Consider the following 23132-nt stretch of genomic DNA (forward strand, 5'->3'; position numbering starts at 1 on the left):
GGACCAGCAGCTGGATTCGCTGAACGTCGGCGGGATGTTTGAGGCGTGGTTCTGATGCGATAGCGTTGCCGAAGGAGCGTTCCCGGCTGGCGCTACGCTTAGCCGGGCTACGACTGAGGAGGCCAGCGGGATTCCACCCCCAGGCCCGCGCAAGCGCAGCGCCGCCGGGCAGTCAGCCCCGTGCCCTGGTGGCGTCATCAATTCTTTATCTCTGGCTTAATCGGCGGGCGATACGCTCCAGCTTCATCATCAACAGCAGCGTGACGCCCACCAGCACGATGGTCAGCGCCGAGCCATCGGCTATATTACCGCGATCGGTCAGGCTGAAAATGGTCACCGGCAGCGTCGTCCAGCCCGGCGGATAGATCATCACCGTCGCCCCTAACTCTCCCATCGACAACGACAGGCTCAGCGCCAGCGCCGAGATCATCCATGGCGTCATCAGCGGCAGCGTCACATGGCGCAGGCGGTACCACGGTGAAGCGCCCAGGCTGGAGGCGACGTTTTCAATATCAGCGGAAATCCGCGCCAGGCCGGTCGTGACGTTGCTGAAGGTAAAGGCCGAGATCAGCACGAAATGCGCCGCCAGGACGATAAAGAAGGTGCCGTTCATCTGCAGCGGCCCCTGGCTGAAGGCCACCAGAATGCCCAGTCCCACTGAAACCGAGGGGATGGCGCTGGGCAGATAAAACATCAGCCCAAGATATTTCTGCAGCTTCGCGCCAGTCTGGCGCAGCGCCAGCGCCGCCCACATCCCGCACAGCAGCGCCAGCAGGCTGGCGCAGAAGCCCACCACCATGCTGGAAAACAGCGAATCCCACGCCGCCCCGCGAAACGCGTTAACAAAGTGGGCAAAGGTAAAGCCGGTGGGCAGCAGGCCGTTCCATTGTTTACTCAGGCTGGAGAGTAAAATCACCGCCAGCGGCAGCAGGAAAACGCCGGCAAAAAGCGTCACCGCCAGCGCGCCCGCCGCCGCGCGGCCTTTACGCGACCAAATCAACATCGTTAACTCCTTACGCCAGTGCGCACCGCCGCCAGCCGATAGAGCATAAACAGCCCCAGCGACAGCAAAATATTGATCAGCGCAATCATGCAGGCCACGCTGTAATCCGACTCCAGAATCGCCTTGCTGTAGACCATCATCGGTAGGGTATTGACCCCTTTGGCGCCAATAAACAGCACGATACCGAACTCGTTAGTGGTCAATAACAGGCACAGGCTGCCCCCCGCCATCAGCGCCGGCAGCGCCGCCGGGAAGATAACCTGGGTAATCACCCGTAACGGATGAGCGCCGAGAATACTCGCCGCTTCCAGCTGGCTCTTATCTATCTGCCGCAGTCCCGCCATCAGCGGGCGCATCACCAGCGGCGTAAACACGGTAATCTCCGCCAGAATCACGCCGTTAATCGAATAGAGGAAGTCAACCGGCGGCAGTTCAAAAGCAAACAGCGCCATCAGGGTGCCGTTGAGCAGCCCCGCCGAGCCGTAAATAAAGGTGAACGCGAGAGTGATAAGAAAGGTCGGCAGCGCAATAAAAGTATCAATGACCCGGCCCACCAGTTGGCTGCCGGGGAACGGAATAAACACCAGAATCAGCGCCAGGACGCTGCCGAGCACCAGGCAGCCAAGGGTGGCGAACACCGCAATCTGTAAGGTATTGAGCAGCGCGCCAATAAAGCGCTTAGAGTCGATCACCTGCCAGAAGGTCTCGAGGCTCAGGTTGCCGCTGGCGTCGCGTAACGCCTGTTCGGCGATCAGCAGCAGCGGATAGAAAAACAGCGTCGCCAGCACCAGCAGCGGCAACGCCAGCCACAGGTAAGGGCGCAGGTTTCGCGCCGGACGCGCAAGCGTGAGGGTTTGCGCCATCATTGCACCTCGATCAGAACCGCATCGCCAGGTTCGAAGTAGAGCGCCAGCTTGTCCCCCGCGCGCGGCAGTGGGTTGACCTGAGTCATGACGATCCGCACCGCTTCGCCCGCGACGTCGCACAGCAGATGCGTCAGATCGCCCTGCCAGTGCACCGACGTCAGGGTGGCGTTGAGGCGATTACTGGTTGCCGATCGCGGCGCCAGGCTCATGTGCTGCGGGCGAATGCATAACAGCTTATTGTTGCCATGCAGGCCGCCCCGGCTGAAGGCGTTAATCAGGCCGCCGCCGCAGCTTACGCTAACCAGCCCCGGCTCGGGGCTGTCTTTCAGCGCCGTCGCCTGCAGGATATTGGCGCGGCCGAGGAATTCGGCGCTAAAGCGGTTCGGCGGATAGTGGTACAGCTCGTGCGTTTCACCGTGGGCGATCAGCGACCCGTCTTTCATAATGCCGATTTTGTCCGCCAGAGTGAGCGCTTCGGTCTGATCGTGGGTAACGTAGAGGATGGTCAGCTCCGGTAGTTCGCGATGCAGGCGGGCAATCTCTTCCACCATGTTATGGCGAATTTGCGCGTCCAGCGCCGACAGTGGTTCATCAAGCAACAGCACCCGAGGACGCACGGCAATCGCGCGGGCTATCGCGACGCGCTGCTGCTGGCCGCCGGAAAGCTGATGCGGATAGCGGGTGGCGTAGTCCGCCATACCGACGATTTTTAAGGCTTCGGTCACCCGCTCGGCGATCAGCGCCCTGGGCTGCTTTTGCGCCCGCAGGCCGAAGGCGACGTTGTCTTCCACCTTCATATGGGGAAACAGCGCGTAGTTCTGCACCACCATCGCCAGCCTGCGCTGGTAAGGCGGCAGGTGGGTGACGTCCGTGTCGCCGATCAGGATCCGCCCGCCAGCCGGTTGCACAAAACCAGCAATTGCCCGCAGCACGGTGGTTTTCCCGGAACCGGAAGGGCCAATCAGCGCCAGCACTTCACCGGGCTCAATGGTCAATGACAGCGGTTTTAAGACCACGTTGCCGTGGTAGGAAACGCGCAGCGAGTCCAGGGTGATCCCGGAGGTCCCCGCCAGCGACGGGGAAGAGATGACGGTCGTTTTCATTAACATCAGGCTTACTCGCTATCGGTCACTTTATGCCAGCGGGCGATATCCGCCGAGAGAGAAACCGCGACGTCGTCCCAGTTGGGTTCCCAGCGCTTCACGCCGTCGAGCGCCGCCTGCGCTGCCTTAAAGTTAGCGTCATCCGGCGCCACGTCGCTGCGCACCGGTAAGCCCCAGGAGCGCGCGCTGACGCTGGATTGCGCCGGTTTATCCAGCAGGAAATTAATCAGCTTCTTGCCGTTTTCGCTGTTCGGTCCGTTCTGCACCAGCCCGATGGCGTAGGGCAGCGCCAGCGCGCTGCGCTCGCCTTTGTCGTCCGCCGGCCAGAAGATTTTGACGTTCGGATTACGCGCCATCTGCGACAGGTTCATCTGCAGATCGCCGTTGGCGACGTACAGCTCGCCTTTGTTGACCAGCGCCGTCAGCTTGCCGGTGGAGGCCGATGGGCCGACGTTATTGGCCTGCAGCTTGCCCAGATACTCGAAGCCGGCATCTTTGCCGCCAAGGCTGTGGAAGGCCTGCAGCATCACCGCGGTGCCGTCCCCCGCCTGGCCCGGCGTGGAGTACTGCAGCTTATTCTTAAAGCGGCTATCCAGCAGATCCTGCCAGCTGGCCGGCGCGGTTTTCAGCAACCGGCCGTTATAGATGAAGGTCAGATAGTTGTTCACCAGCGGCGAATAGCGGTCATTGGCGCCGGGGATCTGCGCGCTGCCCTGTGGGGTAAAGGTGGCTAGCAGCTGCTCTTTCGCGGCGCGCTGGATAAACGGCGGCACCGTGACCAGCACATCGGCCTGCGGATTGGTGCGCTCCTTCGCCAGACGCTCGACGATCGCGCCAGAGCCGCCTTCCACATACTGCACTTTGATGCCCGTCGCTTTGGTGAAGGCGTCAAACTGGCTCTGATACCAGCTGTTATCGCCGTCATGCAGGCCGTCGGCGGAGTAAACCGTGACGACGCCGTCCGCCCAAACCGGGGAGCTGGTCAGCGCGAACAGGGACAGCAGAGCAAGTCGGGAGAGTTTCATCGTGTTAACCTCATCGCAGTTAGTTGTTCTGGTGTAGACCAGATTTGCGTTCACGCTACCGAGGGTTTATGACAAAACGATGAAAGAAGTGTGTCGAAAGAGTTAAAGCGAAGGGGATACGTCGCCCCCGGTTAACGCTGACGCCACCGGGGATAGGGAAGGGTTAATGCAATAAAATCAATGAGTATCGACTTCGATCCGCAGGCTGTCATGCCGCCAGTATTCGATATCGTAATCAAGAATACGCCCGTGCTGATCGTAATTCAGCCTGCGCAGCAGCAGCGCCGGGCGCCCCTCCATCACCCCCAACGCCTCTGCGGCCTGCGGTGGCATCGAGGTGGGATAAAACGACAGATGCATACTGGTATAGATCAGGTCGTAGTGACTCTGATAAATCTCGGTCAGACTGCCGTTGAGATCGTGGCGCAGCAGCTCCGGCACCCGGGCCGGCAGGCAGTGGTTTTCGCAATAGCACACCGGACGCCCGTCGGCATAGCGCAGGCGGGTCAGCAGGTAGACCTGATCGAAGGGCTGCAGCGCCAGCGGCGCCATCACATCCAGCGGCACGGCGGTTAAGCGGCCATCAAGCAGCACCGTTTTCGGCTCACGTCCCTGTTCGAGACACAGCTTGTGGAAGTTGGTGTTCTGCGTCGGATCCAGCCACAGACGCTCCGGCGTCACAAACCAGCCGCGGCGGTCGGCGCGGTAGATCACGCCGCTGGCCTCCAGCTGCGCCAGACTCTCGCGCACGGTGATACGGGTTGTGTTGAACAGTGCGCACAGCTCGCGCTCGGAAGGCAATTTATCGCCGCTTTTGAGGGCGCCGTTTTGAATACGCGCCTGCAGCTGCGCCTTAATCATCAGGTATTGCGGCATCTCGCCAGAGGGTGATTTCATGTTTACTCGCTGCCACGTTTGGTGCGCTCATTATACATAGCCAGATGAATTTTTTGTTGCAGCGCCACATTTCCTTTGACCCTGCCCCGGCTTTGTCTCCATGATAAATATCAATCTGGTATAGACCAAATGGTGAGACAAATGACTTCACGGAACTACCTGCTGCTGACTCCCGGCCCGCTAACCACCTCCCGCACGGTGAAAGAGGCGATGTTGTTCGATAGCTGCACCTGGGATGATGATTACAATCTCGGCGTGGTACAGACCATTCGCCAGCAGCTGGTGCAGCTGGCCACCCCGGCCGACGGTTATACGGCGGTGCTGCTGCAGGGCAGCGGCAGTTACGCGGTCGAAGCGGTGCTCGGCAGCGTCATCGGCGAACAGGGCAAAGTGCTGATCGTCAGCAATGGCGCCTATGGCGCGCGTATGATTGAGATGGCGCAGCTGATGGGCATCGCCTTTCATCCTTACGATTGCGGCGAAGTCGCCCGTCCGGACGCGGCGGCGATCGCGCGGATCCTGCAGGATGACCCGATGATCACCCATATCGCGATGGTGCATAGCGAAACCACCACCGGCATGCTCAACCCGATCGAAGAGGTAGCCGCGCTGGCGAAGGAGTATGGCAAACGCTATATCGTCGATGCGATGAGCAGCTTCGGCGGCATTCCGCTGGATATCGCCGCGCTGAATATTGACTATCTGATAAGCTCCGCCAACAAATGCATTCAGGGCGTGCCGGGCTTCGCTTTCGTCATCGCCCGCGAATCGGAGCTGGTCACCTGCAAAGGCCGCTCGCGCTCGCTGTCGCTGGATCTTTACGCCCAGTGGCGCTGTATGGAGGATAACCACGGCAAGTGGCGCTTCACCTCACCGACCCATACCGTGCTGGCCTTCGCTCAGGCGCTGAAAGAACTGGCCCAGGAGGGCGGCGTCAGCGCCCGCCATCAGCGCTACAGCCACAATCAGCGCCGACTGGTCGCCGGAATGCGCGCGCTCGGCTTCCGGACGCTGCTTGATGACAGCCTGCACTCGCCGATCATTACCGCCTTTTATTCACCGGACGCGCCGCAGTATCGCTTTCACACCTTCTACCAGAAGCTGAAAGATCAGGGCTTCGTTATCTATCCGGGCAAAGTGTCGCAAAGCGATTGCTTCCGCATCGGCAACATCGGCGAAGTCTACGACGCCGACATCACCGCCCTGCTGGCGGCCATCAACAACGCCATGTACTGGAAACAATAAGGAACCGCCATGAACCGTATCACCGCACTCATCCTCGACTGGGCCGGCACCACCGTGGACTTCGGCTCCTTCGCGCCGACGCAAATTTTCGTCGAGGCCTTCCGCCAGGCCTTCGATATTGAGCTCACCCTTGAAGAGGCCCGCGTGCCGATGGGGCTTGGCAAATGGCAGCACATTGAGGCGCTGGGCAAACTGCCGTCGGTCGATAGCCGCTGGCAGGCGAAATTTGGTCGGCCAATGACGGCTGCTGATATTGATGCGATCTACGCCGCGTTTATGCCGCTGCAAATCGCTAAGGTTGTCGATTTTTCCGCTCCGATCGCCGGCGTGGTCGACACCCTCGCCGCGCTGCGCGCCGACGGACTGAAGATCGGCTCCTGCTCTGGCTATCCGCGCCCGGTGATGGAAAAGCTGGTTCCAGCCGCCGCCACCCAGGGCTATGCCCCGGACCATTGGGTCGCCACCGATGACCTTGCCGCCGGTGGGCGTCCGGGCCCCTGGATGGCGCTGCAGAACGTAATTGCCCTGGGCATAGACGATGTGGCCCACTGCGTGAAGGTCGACGACGCCGCGCCGGGCATCAGCGAAGGGTTACATGCCGGGATGTGGAGCGTCGGCCTGGCGGTGTCCGGTAACGAATTCGGCGCTACCTGGGAGGCGTACCAGGCGATGTCGAAAGAGGAAATCGCCACCCGTCGCGAGCGGGCGGCAGGCAAGCTGTATGCCGCCGGGGCGCATTATGTGGTTGATACCCTGGCGGACCTGCCGGAAGTGATTGCCGACATTAACGCCCGGCTGGCAAAAGGCGAACGGCCTTAAGCGGGTGAATTCACCTTCACTTTGGCCGCCACCAACAGGCCGGTAAACAGCATTAATACCCCTGACAACACCAGCGGCGACAGCAGCCCTAAGTGGTCAAGCGCAATGCCGCCGACCGCGGCGCCGCAGGTGTTGGCCAGCTGGATCACCGCCACCTGAATCGACCCGGCTTTTTCCGCCTGATCGGAGAGTGAACGGGTGATCCACGTTGACCACCCCACCGGGATCAAGGCGAACGCGAAGCCCCAGATAATTGCCACCGTCGAGGCGACGATTTTGCTTTCTCCCCACAGCACCAGCGCCGCCGCGCAGGCGGTCAACACCAGCGGCGCAATCGCCAGCGCCGCTTTCACCGAGCGTTTGAGCAGCACCGAGGAGAGCGACGTGCCGATGAAGCTGGCGATACCAAAGCTCAGCAGCACCAGCGTCAGGCCATCGACATCAAAGCCGGCGAGGGTCATGTAGACCGGGCGAATATAGGTAAAAAAGGCGAACTGTCCGGCAAAGGCCATGAAAATGGCGCACATGCCGGCCATCACCCCCGGCCGCTTCAGCAGGCCAAACATATTTTGCTGCTGAGCCGCCGATTCACCAGGCAGCGACGGCAGCGCTTTCAGCACCCAGAGCGTACACAGTACACCCATCACCGCCGCGCCGTTAAACACGTTGCGCCAGCCGATAAGCCCGCCAAGGAAACTGCCCAACGGGGCGGCGATCACCAGCGCGATGGATACCGCGCCGAAGATAATCGACAACGCTTTCGGCACCACGCGCATCGGCACCAGCCGCATGGTCAGCGAGGCTGACATCGCCCAGAAACCGCCGAGCGCCAGCCCCAGACAGGCGCGTCCCAGCAGCAGCAGGGTGAAGCTATCGGCAAAGGACACCAACAGGCAGGAAAGGGTCAGCAGCAGCGAAAAGAGGATCACCACGTAGCGGCGATCGGTTTTGCCAATGACGGAAGTGATAAACAGGCTGGAAAACATCGCGACGAATGCCGTCGTCGTCACCGACTGCCCGGCCATCCCTTCGGAGATACCTAAATCCAGCGCCATCGGCGTCAGCAGACTGACCGGTAGAAATTCGACGGTAATCAGGCAGGCGACGCAGAAAGCAACCGCGAAGACCGCCGACCAGTTTGGTCGCGCGAGTTCGCGTGCATGGGGTTTGGCTTCATTTGAATAACTCATGAGTGACCTGCGAAGAAAGTGGCGGAAAGCTGCGCAGTGTAACATTTTGTTTGTGACGCATTTAACGTTTTCGCAACTATTCTCGCTTTTCATAAGAGGATGCGTAGCTGCTCGCATGTTTAAAAAAACGATGCTTGCTATCGCTTTAACAAATCTCAGGAGAATTTAATATAGCACTATGTGCTATACTTTTAACGACAGGATGTCAGCAATGCGTATCTTCAAAACCAAATGGTTCGCCAGAGAGGCTAGCTCTCATGGCATTTCCGACGACGAGCTCTATCAGGCAATTCAATCTGTGCTTCAGGGCAAGGTGGTTGATTTAGGAGGAGGGGTTTATAAAAAGCGACTCAACAAGAATCGCGATCGCGCAATCATCCTTACCAAAAGCGCAGGGTATTGGTTTTATACCTTTCTATATGCCAAACAGGATATGGCCAATATCAACCATCGCGAGTTAATGGGTTTTCGTGAGTTAGCAAAACACTATGCCAATCTCTCTTAAGAGAAAACGACGGTCTTAGTTAAAAGTAAAGAACTGGTGGAGATTTGCGATGACAGCAAAAAATAAATACAAAAGCCCGGCTTTCGAAGCGATCCATAGCGCTGCGTCGGGGCTATTCAGCGTTGGCGCAATCCCACAGGAAACAATGCGCCATTTTGATGAATCATGTCTCGGTAGCGTAGCCGCACTTCAACCCATTGAAATTAAAGCGCTACGTGAACAACTCAATGTTAGCCAACCCGTGTTCGCTCGTTATCTGAATACCAGCGTGTCTACCGTGCAAAAATGGGAGACTGGCGCTAAGCGACCAAGCGGAATGTCATTAAAATTGCTTAGCGTCGTACAAAAACACGGCCTGAAAATCCTACTGTAGTTATCCTGCCGGATGGCGCTTACGCTTATCCGGCCTACAAGTGACGAGTGCGGAAACCGTAGGCCGGATAAGGCGCAGCCGCCATCCGGCACAAAAAGCGATGAACCCCAGGCCGAATAACTATGAGATCAGTGCAGCCAGTGCACGCCGTCTTCCGGGAGAAACAGGTCGTTATAGCGCTGCTGAAGGTTATGCAAATCGCTCATATCCGGATCCAGCTCGCGCAGAAACCCTTGCGCCAGGCGGATCTGCGCCTCGGTGATCGGCGCCGCTAAACGCGCTTTTTGCATCAGGCGATACCAGTAATGCAGGTTTTTTTCGCTAGCGTCGACAATTGCAACCTGCCAGATCAGCAGCACCTGGGCGGCGTTCTGCAGATGCGCTTCATTCGGCCGTTCAAGGTAACGCAAATACTCATTGCCGGCGGTTTTACCAAGCTGATCGATCATCGATTCCAGCGGGACGGGCGTGATGCCCAGGCGTTCGCTCAGGCGGCGGATCGCGCGGCGTGAATCAGAGGTAAGCACCCGAAATCCCACAACAAATACCACTACCAGGGTGGCCAGTCCTATCCAGATCATGCATCCTCTCATCCAATCGCAGCCTGACTATCATAATGGGAATTTGCCTGCTGTCGACTGTCGGACCTGGCATATTACGCAAGAAATAAAAAAGCCCGGCGCAATGGCCGGGCAAGGTTACCAAATACCTGGTGAATCAGGCAGTCTGCAAAATACGGTTCTTTTTCTCGCGGCGAATTTTACGCTCTTCGAAGATAGCCACGATGGCCATCAGGCAGATACAGCCGATGGCGGCGGCGTCCAGCGCCGCAAAGGTGCCGGCCCAGCCGGTGAGGCCAAAGACCGGGGTGCCGTCGGCGATCATCCCGAGGCCCAGCTTGGCGAAGCTATCGCCGATCAGATAGGCGAAAGTGCCCTTGATCCCATCGGCGGCGCCGATCGCTTTTTTCGGTACGAAGCCAACGGCGGCAACGCCAATCAGCAGCTGCGGGCCAAACACCAGGAAGCCCAGCGCAAACAGCGAAGCCAGATAGACGTACTGATTGCTGGCATGTTGATAAACGCCGAGAGTGGCGATAATCAGCGCCAGCGCGATGCAGGCCACCAGCGCGCGGCGGCCGTTGGCCAGGTCCGACAGCCAGCCCCACAGCAGCGTGCCGACCAGGGCACCGACCTCAAACAGGGTAAACCCCTGAATCGCCACCTCTTTCGACAGCTTCAGCTCCTGGAAGGCGTACACGGTGGACCATTGATCGATACCGATACGCACCACGTAGAGGAAGATGTTGGAGAAGCACAGCAGCCAGATCACTTTGTTTTTCAGTACGTACTCAACAAAGATCTGCCACTTGGTCATCGCGTTTTCTTCGGTCTCTTTATCCTCTTCGCTGATCGCTTCGCCAAACAGCTCCTCCGCCGTGCCGAGGCCGTAGGATTCCGGCGAGTCGCTACCGTAGCGCAGGCCAATAAAGCCGACGATCAGCGCAATAATCGACGGGAAGATAAACATGCCGATCACGTGGCCGTCGAACAGATAGTTGGCGCCAAACAGCGCCACGCCCGCCGCGCCGGCGCCGCCGAGGTTGTGAGAGATATTCCAGAAGCCGAGGAAGGTGCCGCGTTTGCGTCGTGGCGTCCATTTGGTGATGGTGGAATAGCTGCACGAGCCGCCGGTGCTCTGGAAGAAGCCGCTTAGCGCATAGAAGGCGATCATCAGGAACAGGCTGGTGGAACCCGCACCCATACTGGCGCTAAAGCCCAGCATGCAGATGGCGGAGAGGATCAGCATAAACGGCAGGAACTGCTTGGTGTTTTTGCCATCGGCATAGTAGGAAACCAGGGTTTTCCCTACGCCGTAGGTAATGGAGAAGCCCAGGCCAATCATCCCCAGCTGGGTCATGCTCAATCCGTAGGTGGAGATCATGTCGTTCTGCGCAATATTAAAGTTCTTGCGGATCAGGTACATGGTCAGGTAGCCAATGAAGACCACCAGATAGGACTGCATGAAAGGTTTGAACCACATTTTGCGCCGCACGTCGAGCGGCAGATCCAGGGTCGGCTTACGAACCTGATTCAGAAAGGCCAGCATGGGTATCTCCTGAGCTGATTTTTTATGCCTGCGTCATAGCCAGGCATTGTAAAAATCAGCGCGCCGTCTGGCCTGAGACGGCGTCCAGGTGAAACCGGGAAAATTTCTTAGTTTTGCCCCATTCGCGGCGAAAGAGTGAGATGCATCACGCTTCACTGGCGGCGCGCGGCGCCTGCGCGTTTAAGAACGGCAGCAGCAGCAGCGCGGAAATGCCGGCGGCAATCGCGATCGCCACGAAGAATCCGGTCCAGTGCCAGATATCCATTACCTGCGCCAGCGGCCAGCCGGAAAGCGACGCGCCAAGATATGCGAACAGGCCGACAAACCCGGTAGCCGCCCCGGCGGCCTCTTTATGCGAACACTCCGCCGCCGCCATGCCGATCAGCATCTGCGGGCCGAAGACAAAGAAACCGGTGGTGAAGAAGCAGGCCGCCTGCATCACGTAGCTGGCGAACGGCATCAGCCACAGGCCGCCAACCGACAGCAAAATGCCGGCGGCGAAGATCAGATTCATCGGTCCGCGATTGCCGTTAAACAGCTTATCCGAGCCCCACCCCGCCACCAGCGCGCCGATAAATCCGCCCAGCTCGAACATGGTCACCGCCGAGTTAGCGGTCACCAGATCGACGCCAAGCGTCTCCGACATATACAGATTGCCCCAGTCGTTAATCGCCGCCCGCACCACGTACACCAGCACATAGCACAGCGACAGCAGCCAGATATAGGGGTTTGCCAGCACGTATCGGGTGAGGATCTCTTTGCGCGTCAGCCCGGCGCCCTCCTGCTGCTGGGCAATCTCCAGCGCATCGTGACGCCAGTCGCCCACGGCGGGTAGCCCCACCGCCTGCGGACGATCGCGCAGCCGCCAGCACAGATATAATCCGGCGAGGATCGCCAGGCCGCCGGCGATGGTCATCCCCGCGCGCCAGCCGTAATGTAGCGCCGCCGCTCCCACCACCATCGGGATCAGCGCGCCGCCCACGTTATGCGCCGTATTCCACAGCGCCCACCAGCCGCCGCGTTCGGTGCGTGAATACCAGGCCGTCAGCAGCCGGGCGCAGACCGGCGAGCCCCAACCCTGAAAGAAGGCGTTCAGTGCCCACAGCAGGGCGAAGGCCCACAGTGAGGAAGAAAAACCGAACAGAATATTCACCACCCCGGTGGCGATAAGCCCCAACCCCATAAAATAGCGGGCATCGGAGCGGTCGCTGACGATACCGGAGAAAAATTTCGACAGTCCGTAGGTGATGTAAAACAGCGTGGCCAGCAGACCGATATCGCTGCGGGTCAGCACGTTGCTGGCGAGAATGTCAGGCACCGCGGCGTTAAAGCTTTTGCGGGTGAAATAGAACAGCGCGTAGCCCAGCCAGATGGTCAACAGGATATGGCGGCGCCAGTAGCGATAACGCGCATCAAGCTCGCGTTTATCGCTAATCGGCGCAGCGTCAGGCGGGGCTTTTAAAAAGGCGAACATCAGCGATCCTCTCAGGCGTAACGCAGCGGTAGATTGACGCACACCCGGGTACCGTGGGTGCAGGAGATCGTCAGCGTGCCCCCCAGGGCGGTCACGCGCTCGCGCATGCCGGTCAGACCGAATCCCTGCGCGCTGGATCCCGGCGGCAGGCCGCAGCCGTCATCCTCCAGCACCAGCATCAGACGCTCCTCCTGCTGCCAGCCCTGCAGGGTCACGGCGCTGGCGCTGGCGTGCTTGACGATATTGTTCAGTCCCTCCTGGCAGACGCGGAACAGGGTCACGCGCTGGTTTTCGCTCAGCCCCGCCTCGTTAATCCGCCAGTCGAGATGGCTGACAATGCCGCGGTCCTCCAGCTCCATCTCGCGCATCAGAGAACGTACCGCCTGCTCCAGCGGCAGGTCGTCAAGCTGGCGCGGACGCAGGCGGCCCAGCAGGCGACGCACCGAGTCGTAAACCCCCAGCGAGAGGTGTTCAATCAGCTGGCCGCTCTGGCGAACGCTGGCGTTGTCCGGCGCCAGCCGCTGGACGATCCCCGCTTGGGTGCGTATTGCGGTGATGGTCTGGCCAATATCATCATGGAGCTCGCGGGCGACGTCGCGGCGCACGCTCTCTTCGGTCTCCAGCAGGCGATCCGCCAGACGACGATTACGCGCCAGCTCGTTCTGTAGCGACTGGTTAAGCTCGCGCAATCGCTGGATCCCCGCCCCCAGCAGCAGCCCGGTGAGGCTCTGCGCCAGCAGCGAAAGCAGGAGATCGACGGGGTGATCGTGCCAGGTCTGGCTGGCAATCAGGGCGATAGCGTTCATCAATGTGGCGATCAGCGCGCCCTGCCAGCCGTAGTGCCAGGCGAGGGCGATAATCGGCAGCGCAAGGCAAAACGGGGTAAAGCGGGAGAGCTCGGCGGGCAGCCCAAGCTGCAGCCACAGGCTAATGGTGAATAACAACAGATACCAGATCAGATGCCGCCCGCGCCAGTTTACCGGCTGCGCCACCAGCGACGGCCCCAGGGGCCGCCAGACGGTGCTGGTGAGGTAGTGCCAGAACACCAGACAGGTCGGCGCCAGAGTCAGGCCGCCGGTGAGCGTCAACAGCAGGGCGTTAAGACCCTCGTCCCCCTCCGCCAGCCAGGGCAGCGATTGCAGAAGCGCGGCGGCCATTAACGCCCCGCCCTGACGCAGAAGCGTCAGCCAGTCGCGCTGCTGGCGATATCGCGAGATCAGCGCCACCGGCAGGAGGGTCAGCAGGCTTCCGGTCATCAATATTATCGGGTGCGCCAGCGCTACTTCCTGCGCCAGCCAGAAGATCAGCAGCCACTCGGTTCCCAGCAGCACCGGCCAGTAGCCGCGCGGGCACTGCAGCATCAGCCCCAAACGCAGGCCGAAGGGGAACAGCAGCACCGCCAGATCGGCGCGCTCCACCAGATGCAGGCTGATGCTCCACAGACAAAACCAGGCGGCGGCGAAAATAAAGGCGCAGCCGATCACCGACAGCAGGCGCGGGAGTATGGTCTTCATTGCCAGCTGTCAAACATACGGCGCGCCAGCTCGACGTCATTGTTGACGCCCAGCTTTTCCAGCAGGTTAGCGCGGTGAACGTGGACGGTTTTCGGCGACAGTCCGAGCTCAGCGGCGATCTCTTTCACCGCCATGCCCTCCGCCAGCTTTTCCGCCACCTGGCGTTCGCGTTTGGTGAGCGGATCCTGGCGCCCGGCGGCCAGCTTCATGGCGATATCCGGTGTGAGATAGCAGCCGCCCGCCGCCACCGTGCGCACCGCGGCGATAAGTTCGTCCGGGCTGCAGCGTTTCGACAGAAAGCCCCGCGCGCCGGCGTTAAGCGCCTGCTCGACCAGCGCCGGGCTGTCGTGCACCGACAGCATGATGGTCGCCATCCCCTTCGGCAGCTGGCTGAGCAGCGCCAGCCCGGAAATATCCGGCATTGAGATATCGCAGATACAGACCTGAACGCCGCGCCCCGGCAACCCCGCCAGCGCCTCGCGGCCGCTGCCGAATTCGGCGACAACCTGAAAATCAGTTTCCAGCCCCAGCAGCTGAGCAAAGCCGGAGCGGACAATCAAATGATCGTCAATAAGGGCGATGGTGGTCATGATAGGGTCCTGGTGCCTGAGGCGACAAAGCGCTGTGTCCGTAGGCCGGATAAGCGCAGCGCCATCCGGCAAAGGCGCTTACCTTAACCATAAGCACCTTACCGTTCAAGCCTTGCGCGATTTACTCGAAGAACACCGCAATTTTGTTAAACATGGTGGGATCGGACTGGTTACGCGCCACTTTGGTGACATCTTCCAGCTTTTCAATCTGGCTAATCATCTGCCCGAGACGCTGATCGTCGTTCACCAGCAGCCAGATGCGGCTGTGTTCGCTGCCCTGAATCGGTAGACAAAGAATACCTTCGACGTTAAAGGCGCGGCGGGCAAAAAGCCCGCAGACGTGGGTCATGACGCCGGGGTGGTTGCGGACGGTGAGTTCCAGAATGACGTTATCACAGTGTTTTTGCATGGCTTATTCCCCCACCATTTCAGTATTGGCCGCACCCGGCGGTACCATCGGATACACTTTCTGCTGCGCGTCGATGCGCACGTGAATCAGCGCCGGGCCCGGACGAGCGATGATCGCCTGCAGCGCCGCCTGCGGATCGGCTTCGTTATTTAAATCACAGGTTTGCAGGCCAAAACCGGCGGCAATCTGCATAAAGTTAATCATCCCCGGATAAGTGGCGGCAAAAACGCCCTGCTGATAAAACAGGCTCTGCTGCTGATGCACCAGCCCCAGCGCTTCGTTGTTCAGCAGAATAATTTTTACATCCAGTTGATTTTCAGCGGCGGTAGCCATCTCCTGAATATTCATCATCAGGCTGCCGTCGCCGGAGAAGCAGATAACCTTGCGCTGCGGATTCGCCAGCGCCGCGCCGATCGCCGCCGGCAGGCCGAAGCCCATGGTGCCGAGGCCGCCGGAGGTCAGCCACTGGCGCGGACGGTTGAGCGGGTAGGCCTGCGCCGTCCACATCTGGTGCTGGCCAACGTCGGTAGTGATGATCGCTTCATCATCCACGCAGGCGGCCACGGCGTTAATCAGGCCGTAATGGGAAAGCGGGTCGCTTTCCTGCGGGATGGCGCAAGGGAATTCGCGCTGCAAGTCGGCCACCAGCTGGCGCCATTCCTCGCGCGGCTGCGCCTCAATCTGCGGGTTCAGCTGGGCTAAGACTTCCGCCACATCGCCCTGAATCGCCACGTGCGGTTGCTTGATTTTGCCCAGCTCGGCGCGGTCGATATCGACGTGGATAATCTTCGCGTTCGGGCAGAACTGCTCGGTCTTGCCAATCGCCCGGTCATCAAAACGCGCGCCTAAAACAATCAGTAAATCCGCTTCCTGCAGAATGAAGTTGGTGCTGCGCGCGCCGTGCATCCCCAGCATCCCCAGCGACAGCGGGTGCGCCTTCGGCAGCATGCCCAGCGCCATCAGGGTCATGGTGGTCGGCAGATTGGCTTTTTCCGCCAGCTCACGGATCTCCTGCGGCGCGTTAATCACCCCGCCGCCCAGATAGAGCACCGGACGCTTCGCCGCATTGATCATCGCCGCCGCTTCGCGCACGCTTTCGGGGGCGAATGCCGGCGGAGCGGCGCGCTCGCCCGGTTCCGGCAACGTTTCCAGCTCAATGGTCGCCGACTGTACGTCCTTAGGAATGTCTATCCACACCGGCCCGGGACGCCCGGACTGAGCAATACGGAAGGCGTCGCTGATCACCTGCGGCAGCTCAGCGATGTCGCGCACCAGATAGTTATGTTTGGTGATGGGGATAGAGATGCCGTAGGTGTCCACTTCCTGGAAGGCGTCGGTGCCAATCATCGATGCCGGCACCTGGCCGGTGATGCAGACCAATGGAATCGAATCCAGGCGGGCATCGGCGATCGCCGTCACCAGGTTCGTCGCCCCCGGGCCGCTGCAGGCCATACAGACCGCTGGTTTGCCTTCGGTACGCGCCATCCCCTGGGCGATAAAGCCCGCGCCCTGCTCGTGGCGCGCCAGGATGTGGCGGATCTGCGTGCTCTGGCTTAAGGCATCGTAAATAGGCAGGATGGAGCCGCCCGGAATGCCGCTAACCATAGTGATACCCTGGCGTTCCAGTAAATGAACAACCAGCTGCGCGCCGGTAAAGCGCATTGTGTTTGATGTGGTGCCCGAACTTGCCATGCTCCAGTCCTTTTCTTCTGGGCCGACTTTACCGGGGGGCTCGCCAACAAAAAACCCCGCTCGGTTTGCGCCGGCGGGGTTTGGAATTCGTGTTGTTCCGGACCCTACGGCGCATTGCCGACGACGACCACCACAGACACGACGACCACCGCGGCTGGCGCGGTTTTTAGTAGGGTCGAAGCGATCAGGGTTGCGTTCATTAGGGACCTGTTGTGTCGAAAAATAAGCTGAATTTATACAAACACAGGTTTTACGTTTTCACAATGGATTTATTTTCATCCACGAAAATTTGCGCGAAAGATCACAGTTCGGCGCAAAAGGGCACAAAACAAAAAACCCCGCCGGAGCGAGGTTTTTATCAGTATGGTTACAGGTGGTAGCCGCAAGCACACTGTATTACGTCAACGCCAAAAGTATACGCGATCGCTGCAGTTCGCGCAATTTAAGGTCGCTTTTTCTCTGTCATAGAGTATGGGCGAGAGCGGCGGATTTGTCCAAAAAATACTGTTCATCCATACAGTATTTATCTATACTGGGTGTGTTCATGGTGTGCCATTCGGGGGCCGCAAGTTTGACCGGCGCAACGAAGTCCTGGCTGAAACGGGTGGTGCCGTCAGTGCCTTAACCCCGAGAGAGCACACTGTGTTACGTCAACAACGTGCAGTCACTGGTCCGCGCGGCAACGCGTGGTTCAGCGCTGCGCACCCCTGTCGTTGCTGGCGGCGGGCCGGGAAGCCGTCCACGGAAGGAGCAACCATTGGCCAGGGCGACGCCGCCGGCGACAGGCAGGGATAAGCTGGCAACAGGCAGCGGAAAGGTACGTCAGCTTATTGTGCTCCTTAACCACAGGAGACGCGCGTATGGGCGGAATGGATATTATTATTTTAATCCTGAAACTCATGGTTGCTGTGTTGCAACTACTTGATGCAGTCCTGAAACAGTTCCGCTGATTCAGGTTCAAGTCGCACCTGAGGGGGGCGGGAAACCGCCCCCCTGCAGGCGCCCGCCGGGCGTCCCGGGATGACTTGATGGAGGAAGCTATGCCACCCCTGTTAATTGCCGCCACGACGCCGGATGCCCCGGGGTTCGCGGCGCTGCGCACCGAAAGCCTTGAACAGCATTTCAATATGCTGCGCCGCCTGGCGGAAAACTGGCAGAGCGGCAAAAATCGCTTTACCGCGCCGGGCGAAACGCTGCTGGGCGCCTTTGTGAACCACCAGCTGGTTGGGGTATGCGGCATCAATAGCGATCCCTTCAGCCCGCAGCCGCGGGCCGGGCGTATTCGCCATCTCTACATCAGCGAGCGCTACCGCCGCCGGGGGATCGGCCAGCAGTTGCTGGTCTCGGTTATCACCCACTCCAGCGCCTGGTTTGATTTTCTCAACACCCACGCCCCGGCGCAGGCCTGGCCCTTTTATGAAAGACTTGGCTTTCGCCCGGTGTACGACGAACCGCGGGTGACGCATCGCCTGTTTTGTTCGCTGTAGCCCCCGCTGGCTGGCAGCGCGGGCGCGTGTTACAGTCCGGTGACCTTCACTGTTGAACCTGTCTGCGATGACCATCACCGTATTCTGCATTTTGCTGTTCGCCGCCCTGCTGCACGCCAGCTGGAACGCTATTGTCAAAGCCAGCGGCGATAAAATGTACGCGGCGATCGGCGTCAGCGGCTCGGCCGCGCTGATCGCGCTGGTGATGCTGCCCTTTGCCCCGCAGCCAACGCTTGCCAGCGCCCCCTATCTGCTGGCGTCATGCGCGTTACAGGTGGTGTATACGGTGCTGGTGGCGAAGACCTATCAGGTATCGGATATGAGCCAGACCTATCCGCTGATGCGGGGGACTGCCCCATTGCTGGTGGCGGCGATAAGCGTGCTGTTTCTCGGCGATCGCTTGTCGCCGATGGCCTGGCTGGGCATCGGCGTCATCTGCCTGGCTATTCTGGCGATGGCCTTTAACGGCCGCGCCAGCTCGCGCAAAGGCATCGTGCTGGCGCTGATCAACGCCTGCTTCATCGCTGGCTATACGCTGGTGGACGGCACCGGCGTCCGGCTGGCGGGCTCGGCGCTGGGCTACACCCTGTGGACCTTTTTTATGAACGGCTTCTGCCTGCTAAGCTGGGCAATGATGACCCGCCGCGCTGAAGCCAGCCGCTATCTGCGCCTGCACTGGCGAAAAGGTATCCTCGGCGGTATCGGCACCATGGGCTCCTACGGCCTGGCGCTGTGGGCGATGACCCAGGCGCCGCTGGCGGTGGTCGCCGCGCTGCGTGAAACCTCCATTTTGTTCGGCGCGCTAATCGCTTTTATCGTCCTGAAAGAGCAACTGATGCCGCTGCGCATCTTCGCCGCCTGCGGGATTGCCGCCGGGGCGATCCTCCTGCGCCTCGCTTAGCCTGCAATGGCAACATTAGTTGCCGTTCCTGTTTACATAATCTGCCTGGAACTCCCTCAATAATCGGCACTTTGCAGTTGTTCTGTCATTTTTATATGGTAGATTCCTCCATCGATTACGGGATGTGCCAGTCACATATTCTTCATTTCTCTTTACTCACAAAGTATTCATCGACATGAAACGGCATAAAAACTTCAATTTGTTGTTGATGCTGGTACTGCTGGTGGCCGTTGGCCAGATGGCGCAGACCATATATATTCCGGCCATCGCCGACATGGCGGTCGCGCTGAACGTTCGCGAAGGGGCGGTTCAAAGCGTGATGGCGGCCTACCTGCTGACCTACGGTATTTCACAGCTGTTTTACGGCCCGCTCTCCGACCGCATCGGTCGCCGCCCGGTGATCCTCGTCGGGATGTCGATTTTTATGCTGGCGACGCTGGTCGCCATGACCACCCATAGCCTGCCGGTGCTGATCGCCGCCAGCGCCATGCAGGGGATGGGCACCGGCGTCGGCGGCGTGATGGCACGCACCCTGCCCCGCGATCTGTACGAAGGCGCCCAGCTGCGTCATGCCAATAGCCTGTTAAATATGGGTATTCTGGTCAGCCCGCTGATTGCCCCGTTGCTCGGCGGCATCCTCGACACCCTGTGGAGCTGGCGCGCCTGTTACGCTTTCCTGCTGGTTCTGTGCGCCGGGGTGACCTTCAGCATGGCGAAATGGATGCCGGAAACGCGCCCGGAGGGCGCGCCGCGCACCAAACTTCTGGCCAGCTACAAAACGCTGTTCGGCACTGGCGCGTTTAACTGCTATCTGCTGATGCTGATCGGCGGCCTGGCGGGGATTGCGGTATTCGAAGCCTGTTCCGGCGTACTGATGGGCGCGGTGCTCGGCCTGAGCAGCATGGCGGTGAGTATTCTGTTTATTCTGCCGATCCCGGCGGCCTTCTTCGGCGCCTGGTTTGCCGGACGCCCGAACAAGCGTTTCCCGACACTGATGTGGCAATCGGTTATCTGCTGCCTGCTGGCGGGTCTGATGATGTGGATCCCGGGGCTGCTGGGCGTCATGACCGTCTGGACCCTGCTGGTGCCGGCGGCGCTGTTCTTCTTCGGCGCCGGCATGCTGTTCCCGCTGGCCACCAGCGGCGCGATGGAGCCATTCCCGTTCCTCGCCGGTACCGCCGGGGCGCTGGTTGGCGGCTTGCAGAATATCGGCTCCGGCGTACTGGCCTGGCTGTCGGCGATGATGCCGCAAAACGGTCAGGGCAGTCTCGGTCTGCTGATGATGCTGATGGGTCTGTTGATTCTGCTGTGCTGGCTGCCGCTGGCCTCGCGCTTTACCCACCATCAGCAGCCGGTCTAAGCGCCGCTTGGCGCTCCCCGGATAGCGGCTGACGCCTTATCCGGGCTACCTCCCGGTGGCTGCTTTTGTCTTATGTCAGGCTGTGCAGCCACTCGATAAAGGCGTCGATTTTCGGCCACTGGCGACCCGGCAGGGTGGTTACATAGTAGTGCTGGTGGCATTTCAGCGTCATATCGCCAAACGGGGCGATCAACTCCCCACTCTCCAGCCGCTTCTGCACCAGCCGCTTACGCCCCATCGCCACCCCGACATGATTCATCGCCGCAATCGTCGCTAAATCGGAACGATCGAAGCCAATCCCCGACGATGGCGGCAGTTCCACCGCAAACTGCTGCGCCCAGCTATACCACTCGTCGGTGCCGGAATCGTTGCTCCATGCCTGGCGGTCGTGGAGCAACGTACAGTGGCGCAGATTGCCCGGATTCGACATTAACTGCCGCTGTTGCGCGTAATTCGGCGTACATACCGGCACGATCGCCTCATCCATCAGAAAATGGTGACTCAGCTGCGACGACGGCGCATCATCAAAATAGATCGCCAGATCGATGCCCGTCCGCTGCAGGTTAACGTTCTCATTGCCGGTCAGCACGGTGAGGGAGATGGCCGGGTAACGGCGGGTAAAGTCACCCAGGGCCGGCACCAGCCAGCACTGGGCGATAGAGGGCCGCGAGTAGACCGTCAGACTGCCGGAGAGCTCCTGGTTTTTGATATCGAGGATCTCCTGATTGAGACCATCCAGCGACGACTTCAGCGCCCAGTAGACCCGCTTACCTTCACGCGTCAGCTCAACTTTGCGATGCGAGCGGACAAAGAGCAGGATCCCCAGCTCCTCTTCAAGTTGATTAATCCGGTGGCTGACGGCGCCAGGCGTGAGCGCCAGCTCGTCGGCGGCCAGGGCAAACGACTCGTGCCGAGCCGCCACCTCAAAGGTCGACAGCCTGGAGAGCTGCCAGCCGTTCAGCAACCGAGTACCTAAGGTTTTTAGCACATCCATCACGCGCTCCTGGCAAATACAGTGGCTGTTGATGATAAAAAAATCACGCCGGTTTTGCCGCAAAAGGGTGAGTTAATTTGACCCATAGCATATTTAATGGTCTGTTTTTGAGCTAAATCACCCATTTGATTCAATTCTCCTCACCCTAAAGCCCATTTTTATCGTTTGTCAGCCCATGACGATTCTCGCTTCAATAAGGCCAGATTATTCACAGGCGAGGTGGAATATGGGTTCGCAAGTCTGGGTTGTGAGCACGCTGCTGATCAGCATCGTGTTAATCGTCTTAACGATCGTCAAACTGAAGTTTCATCCATTTCTGGCGCTGCTGCTGGCGAGCTTTTTCGTCGGCGCGATGATGGGGATGGGCCCGCTGGAGATGGTCAACGCTATTGAGAGCGGCATTGGCGGTACGCTGGGCTTCCTTGCGGCGGTGATCGGTCTCGGCACCATTCTCGGCAAGATGATGGAGGTCTCCGGCGCGGCGGAGCGCATCGGCCTGACGCTGCAGCGCTGCCGCTGGCTGTCGGCGGACGTGATTATGGTGCTGGTCGGCCTGATCTGCGGCATCACGCTGTTTGTCGAAGTCGGCGTGGTCCTGCTGATCCCCCTGGCCTTCTCCATCGCCAAAAAAACCAATACCTCGCTACTGAAGCTGGCTATTCCGCTGTGTACCGCGCTGATGGCGGTGCACTGCGTGGTCCCCCCGCATCCGGCGGCCCTGTTTGTCGCGAACAAACTGGGCGCCGATATCGGCACAGTGATTGTTTATGGCCTGCTGGTCGGTCTGATCGCCTCGCTGGTTGGCGGTCCGCTGTTTCTCAGAGCGTTAGGCAACCGCCTGCCGTACAAACCGGTTCCGGCCGAATTTGCCAACCTTGAGGTCCGCGAGGCGTCGACGCTGCCGTCACTCGGCGCCACGCTGTTTACCGTACTGCTGCCGATTGGCCTGATGCTGGTGAAAACCGTCGCCGAACTGAACATGGAGAAAGGCGGCACGCTGTATACGGTGCTGGAATTTATCGGCAACCCCATCACCGCGATGTTTATCGCCGTCTTTGTCGCCTATTACATGCTCGGCATTCGTCGGCAGATGGGGATGGGCGTCCTGCTGACCCATACGGAAAACGGCTTTGGGTCTATCGCCAACATCCTGCTGATTATCGGCGCAGGCGGCGCATTCAACGCGATTTTAAAATCCAGCGGCCTGGCCGATAGCCTGGCGGTGATCCTATCGAACCTCGACATGCATCCGATTCTGCTGGCCTGGCTGGTGGCGCTTATCCTGCACGCCGCCGTTGGCTCCGCCACCGTGGCGATGATGGGCGCTACCGCCATCGTTGCCCCGATGCTGCCGCTTTATCCCGGCGTCAGCCCGGAGATCATCGCCATTGCCATCGGTTCCGGCGCCATTGGCTGCACGATCGTCACCGATTCCCTGTTCTGGCTGGTAAAACAGTACTGCGGCGCCAGCCTCAGTGAAACGTTCAAGTACTACACGACGGCGACTTTTATCGCGTCGCTACTTGCACTGGCCGCCACCTTCCTGCTTTCTTTCATTATCTGAGCGCAAAGAGAC

General features: G+C 59.8%; 24 protein-coding genes and 1 pseudogene. 10 read left to right on the plus strand and 15 right to left on the minus strand.

Annotated elements, in window-relative coordinates; translation table 11 throughout:
* Nucleotides 1–205 precede the first annotated feature (205 nt).
* The 5 genes from phnV to phnR form a co-directional block, all read right to left on the minus strand.
* On the minus strand, nucleotides 206–1003 hold the full coding sequence (gene phnV, locus ACLH1I_RS22845; RefSeq protein ID WP_198079986.1) for a 2-aminoethylphosphonate ABC transport system, membrane component PhnV: 798 nt from the start codon (nucleotides 1001–1003) through the stop codon (nucleotides 206–208).
* 2 nt (nucleotides 1004–1005) lie between these two features.
* Entirely contained in the window at nucleotides 1006–1866 is an 861-nt protein-coding gene (phnU, locus tag ACLH1I_RS22850; RefSeq protein WP_004202231.1) for a 2-aminoethylphosphonate ABC transporter permease subunit, read from the minus strand.
* Complete coding sequence (gene phnT, locus ACLH1I_RS22855; RefSeq protein ID WP_151629367.1) at nucleotides 1866–2978, minus strand: 2-aminoethylphosphonate ABC transport system ATP-binding subunit PhnT; 1113 nt, start codon at nucleotides 2976–2978, stop codon at nucleotides 1866–1868. Before phnT ends, phnU begins: the two co-directional genes overlap by 1 nt.
* Nucleotides 2979–2983: 5 nt before the next feature.
* Nucleotides 2984–3997 (minus strand): 2-aminoethylphosphonate ABC transporter substrate-binding protein, encoded by a 1014-nt coding sequence (gene phnS, locus ACLH1I_RS22860; protein ID WP_198079984.1) that lies wholly within the window; start codon nucleotides 3995–3997, stop codon nucleotides 2984–2986.
* Nucleotides 3998–4174: 177 nt separating this feature from the next.
* Nucleotides 4175–4894, minus strand: a complete 720-nt coding sequence (gene phnR, locus ACLH1I_RS22865) for a phosphonate utilization transcriptional regulator PhnR (protein ID WP_004202235.1) — start codon at nucleotides 4892–4894, stop codon at nucleotides 4175–4177.
* A 141-nt stretch (nucleotides 4895–5035) separates the two neighbouring features.
* Here phnR and phnW point away from each other — a divergent pair, with 141 nt between their 5' ends.
* Complete coding sequence (gene phnW, locus ACLH1I_RS22870; protein ID WP_048293929.1) at nucleotides 5036–6139, plus strand: 2-aminoethylphosphonate--pyruvate transaminase; 1104 nt, start codon at nucleotides 5036–5038, stop codon at nucleotides 6137–6139.
* A 9-nt stretch (nucleotides 6140–6148) separates the two neighbouring features.
* A complete protein-coding gene (phnX, locus tag ACLH1I_RS22875; RefSeq protein WP_050533509.1) occupies nucleotides 6149–6958 on the plus strand; it encodes a phosphonoacetaldehyde hydrolase in 810 nt (269 codons plus the stop codon).
* Here phnX and nepI read toward each other — a convergent pair.
* Nucleotides 6955–8148, minus strand: coding sequence for a purine ribonucleoside efflux pump NepI (nepI, locus tag ACLH1I_RS22880; RefSeq protein WP_004202240.1), 1194 nt, complete (start codon nucleotides 8146–8148; stop codon nucleotides 6955–6957). The genes phnX and nepI overlap by 4 nt on opposite strands.
* 211 nt (nucleotides 8149–8359) lie before the next feature.
* On the opposite strand from nepI, the pseudogene ACLH1I_RS22885 reads away from it, so the two are divergent.
* Both ACLH1I_RS22885 and ACLH1I_RS22890 read left to right on the plus strand, forming a co-directional pair.
* Nucleotides 8360–8719 (plus strand): annotated as a pseudogene (locus ACLH1I_RS22885) (type II toxin-antitoxin system RelE/ParE family toxin).
* Nucleotides 8703–9026, plus strand: a complete 324-nt coding sequence (locus ACLH1I_RS22890; protein ID WP_004173862.1) for a helix-turn-helix domain-containing protein — start codon at nucleotides 8703–8705, stop codon at nucleotides 9024–9026. The pseudogene ACLH1I_RS22885 and the gene ACLH1I_RS22890 overlap by 17 nt, the downstream one beginning before the upstream one ends.
* A 128-nt stretch (nucleotides 9027–9154) precedes the next feature.
* On the opposite strand, the gene ACLH1I_RS22895 is transcribed toward ACLH1I_RS22890, so the two are convergent.
* From ACLH1I_RS22895 to ivbL, 8 genes are all read right to left on the minus strand, one after another.
* Entirely contained in the window at nucleotides 9155–9607 is a 453-nt protein-coding gene (locus ACLH1I_RS22895) for a DUF1198 domain-containing protein (protein ID WP_004181583.1), read from the minus strand.
* Nucleotides 9608–9743: 136 nt separating this feature from the next.
* The gene (uhpT, locus tag ACLH1I_RS22900; protein ID WP_004202242.1) at nucleotides 9744–11135 is read right to left on the minus strand and encodes a hexose-6-phosphate:phosphate antiporter; all 1392 of its coding nucleotides are present in this window, start codon (nucleotides 11133–11135) and stop codon (nucleotides 9744–9746) included.
* Between the two features lie 145 nt (nucleotides 11136–11280).
* Nucleotides 11281–12609, minus strand: a complete 1329-nt coding sequence (locus ACLH1I_RS22905) for an MFS transporter (protein ID WP_017899678.1) — start codon at nucleotides 12607–12609, stop codon at nucleotides 11281–11283.
* Nucleotides 12610–12620: 11 nt separating this feature from the next.
* The gene (gene uhpB, locus ACLH1I_RS22910; RefSeq protein WP_025999189.1) at nucleotides 12621–14102 is read right to left on the minus strand and encodes a signal transduction histidine-protein kinase/phosphatase UhpB; all 1482 of its coding nucleotides are present in this window, start codon (nucleotides 14100–14102) and stop codon (nucleotides 12621–12623) included.
* A 17-nt stretch (nucleotides 14103–14119) separates the two neighbouring features.
* Entirely contained in the window at nucleotides 14120–14713 is a 594-nt protein-coding gene (gene uhpA / locus ACLH1I_RS22915) for a transcriptional regulator UhpA (protein WP_032456764.1), read from the minus strand.
* Between the two features lie 121 nt (nucleotides 14714–14834).
* Nucleotides 14835–15122, minus strand: coding sequence for an acetolactate synthase small subunit (gene ilvN, locus ACLH1I_RS22920; protein WP_017899675.1), 288 nt, complete (start codon nucleotides 15120–15122; stop codon nucleotides 14835–14837).
* Nucleotides 15123–15125: 3 nt separating this feature from the next.
* Nucleotides 15126–16814: an acetolactate synthase large subunit gene (ilvB, locus tag ACLH1I_RS22925; RefSeq protein WP_017899674.1), complete on the minus strand. Its 1689-nt coding sequence runs from the start codon at nucleotides 16812–16814 to the stop codon at nucleotides 15126–15128.
* A gap of 104 nt (nucleotides 16815–16918) precedes the next feature.
* Nucleotides 16919–17014, minus strand: coding sequence for an ilvB operon leader peptide IvbL (gene ivbL / locus ACLH1I_RS22930; RefSeq protein ID WP_002923286.1), 96 nt, complete (start codon nucleotides 17012–17014; stop codon nucleotides 16919–16921).
* Between the two features lie 12 nt (nucleotides 17015–17026).
* On the opposite strand from ivbL, the gene ACLH1I_RS22935 reads away from it, so the two are divergent.
* The 5 genes from ACLH1I_RS22935 (at nucleotide 17027) to emrD (ending at nucleotide 20562) form a co-directional block, all read left to right on the plus strand.
* The gene (locus ACLH1I_RS22935) at nucleotides 17027–17194 is read left to right on the plus strand and encodes a hypothetical protein (protein ID WP_198079983.1); all 168 of its coding nucleotides are present in this window, start codon (nucleotides 17027–17029) and stop codon (nucleotides 17192–17194) included.
* Between the two features lie 450 nt (nucleotides 17195–17644).
* Nucleotides 17645–17764, plus strand: a complete 120-nt coding sequence (tisB, locus tag ACLH1I_RS22940; protein ID WP_004145059.1) for a type I toxin-antitoxin system toxin TisB — start codon at nucleotides 17645–17647, stop codon at nucleotides 17762–17764.
* Between the two features lie 90 nt (nucleotides 17765–17854).
* Nucleotides 17855–18301 (plus strand): GNAT family N-acetyltransferase, encoded by a 447-nt coding sequence (locus ACLH1I_RS22945; protein ID WP_004202251.1) that lies wholly within the window; start codon nucleotides 17855–17857, stop codon nucleotides 18299–18301.
* 67 nt (nucleotides 18302–18368) lie between these two features.
* Complete coding sequence (locus ACLH1I_RS22950) at nucleotides 18369–19202, plus strand: DMT family transporter (RefSeq protein ID WP_032456766.1); 834 nt, start codon at nucleotides 18369–18371, stop codon at nucleotides 19200–19202.
* A 175-nt stretch (nucleotides 19203–19377) separates the two neighbouring features.
* Nucleotides 19378–20562, plus strand: a complete 1185-nt coding sequence (gene emrD / locus ACLH1I_RS22955) for a multidrug efflux MFS transporter EmrD (protein ID WP_004202254.1) — start codon at nucleotides 19378–19380, stop codon at nucleotides 20560–20562.
* 70 nt (nucleotides 20563–20632) lie between these two features.
* Here the strand turns inward: emrD and dsdC are convergent, their stop codons facing one another.
* On the minus strand, nucleotides 20633–21556 hold the full coding sequence (gene dsdC, locus ACLH1I_RS22960) for a DNA-binding transcriptional regulator DsdC (protein ID WP_004202255.1): 924 nt from the start codon (nucleotides 21554–21556) through the stop codon (nucleotides 20633–20635).
* A gap of 226 nt (nucleotides 21557–21782) precedes the next feature.
* Between dsdC and dsdX the strand changes: the two genes are divergently transcribed.
* Nucleotides 21783–23120 (plus strand): D-serine transporter DsdX, encoded by a 1338-nt coding sequence (dsdX, locus tag ACLH1I_RS22965; protein WP_004202257.1) that lies wholly within the window; start codon nucleotides 21783–21785, stop codon nucleotides 23118–23120.
* Nucleotides 23121–23132 lie beyond the last annotated feature (12 nt).

The sequence above is a fragment of the Klebsiella sp. 1SOBk10mer genome (assembly GCF_046602535.1).
Taxonomy (GTDB): domain Bacteria; phylum Pseudomonadota; class Gammaproteobacteria; order Enterobacterales; family Enterobacteriaceae; genus Klebsiella; species Klebsiella quasipneumoniae.

Coding starts and splice junctions, on each gene's coding strand:
- phnR (WP_004202235.1), bottom strand. CDS start 4,894: ATGAAATCACCCTCTGGCGAGATGCCGCAATACCTGATGATTAAGGCG.
- ACLH1I_RS22895 (WP_004181583.1), bottom strand. CDS start 9,607: ATGATCTGGATAGGACTGGCCACCCTGGTAGTGGTATTTGTTGTGGGA.
- ACLH1I_RS22905 (WP_017899678.1), bottom strand. CDS start 12,609: ATGTTCGCCTTTTTAAAAGCCCCGCCTGACGCTGCGCCGATTAGCGAT.
- dsdX (WP_004202257.1), top strand. CDS start 21,783: ATGGGTTCGCAAGTCTGGGTTGTGAGCACGCTGCTGATCAGCATCGTG.
- phnV (WP_198079986.1), bottom strand. CDS start 1,003: ATGTTGATTTGGTCGCGTAAAGGCCGCGCGGCGGCGGGCGCGCTGGCG.
- ACLH1I_RS22890 (WP_004173862.1), top strand. CDS start 8,703: ATGACAGCAAAAAATAAATACAAAAGCCCGGCTTTCGAAGCGATCCAT.
- phnX (WP_050533509.1), top strand. CDS start 6,149: ATGAACCGTATCACCGCACTCATCCTCGACTGGGCCGGCACCACCGTG.
- phnU (WP_004202231.1), bottom strand. CDS start 1,866: ATGGCGCAAACCCTCACGCTTGCGCGTCCGGCGCGAAACCTGCGCCCT.
- ilvN (WP_017899675.1), bottom strand. CDS start 15,122: ATGCAAAAACACTGTGATAACGTCATTCTGGAACTCACCGTCCGCAAC.
- phnW (WP_048293929.1), top strand. CDS start 5,036: ATGACTTCACGGAACTACCTGCTGCTGACTCCCGGCCCGCTAACCACC.
- phnS (WP_198079984.1), bottom strand. CDS start 3,997: ATGAAACTCTCCCGACTTGCTCTGCTGTCCCTGTTCGCGCTGACCAGC.
- uhpA (WP_032456764.1), bottom strand. CDS start 14,713: ATGACCACCATCGCCCTTATTGACGATCATTTGATTGTCCGCTCCGGC.
- dsdC (WP_004202255.1), bottom strand. CDS start 21,556: ATGGATGTGCTAAAAACCTTAGGTACTCGGTTGCTGAACGGCTGGCAG.
- ivbL (WP_002923286.1), bottom strand. CDS start 17,014: ATGAACGCAACCCTGATCGCTTCGACCCTACTAAAAACCGCGCCAGCC.
- phnT (WP_151629367.1), bottom strand. CDS start 2,978: ATGTTAATGAAAACGACCGTCATCTCTTCCCCGTCGCTGGCGGGGACC.
- ilvB (WP_017899674.1), bottom strand. CDS start 16,814: ATGGCAAGTTCGGGCACCACATCAAACACAATGCGCTTTACCGGCGCG.
- ACLH1I_RS22950 (WP_032456766.1), top strand. CDS start 18,369: ATGACCATCACCGTATTCTGCATTTTGCTGTTCGCCGCCCTGCTGCAC.
- nepI (WP_004202240.1), bottom strand. CDS start 8,148: ATGAGTTATTCAAATGAAGCCAAACCCCATGCACGCGAACTCGCGCGA.
- emrD (WP_004202254.1), top strand. CDS start 19,378: ATGAAACGGCATAAAAACTTCAATTTGTTGTTGATGCTGGTACTGCTG.
- uhpT (WP_004202242.1), bottom strand. CDS start 11,135: ATGCTGGCCTTTCTGAATCAGGTTCGTAAGCCGACCCTGGATCTGCCG.
- ACLH1I_RS22945 (WP_004202251.1), top strand. CDS start 17,855: ATGCCACCCCTGTTAATTGCCGCCACGACGCCGGATGCCCCGGGGTTC.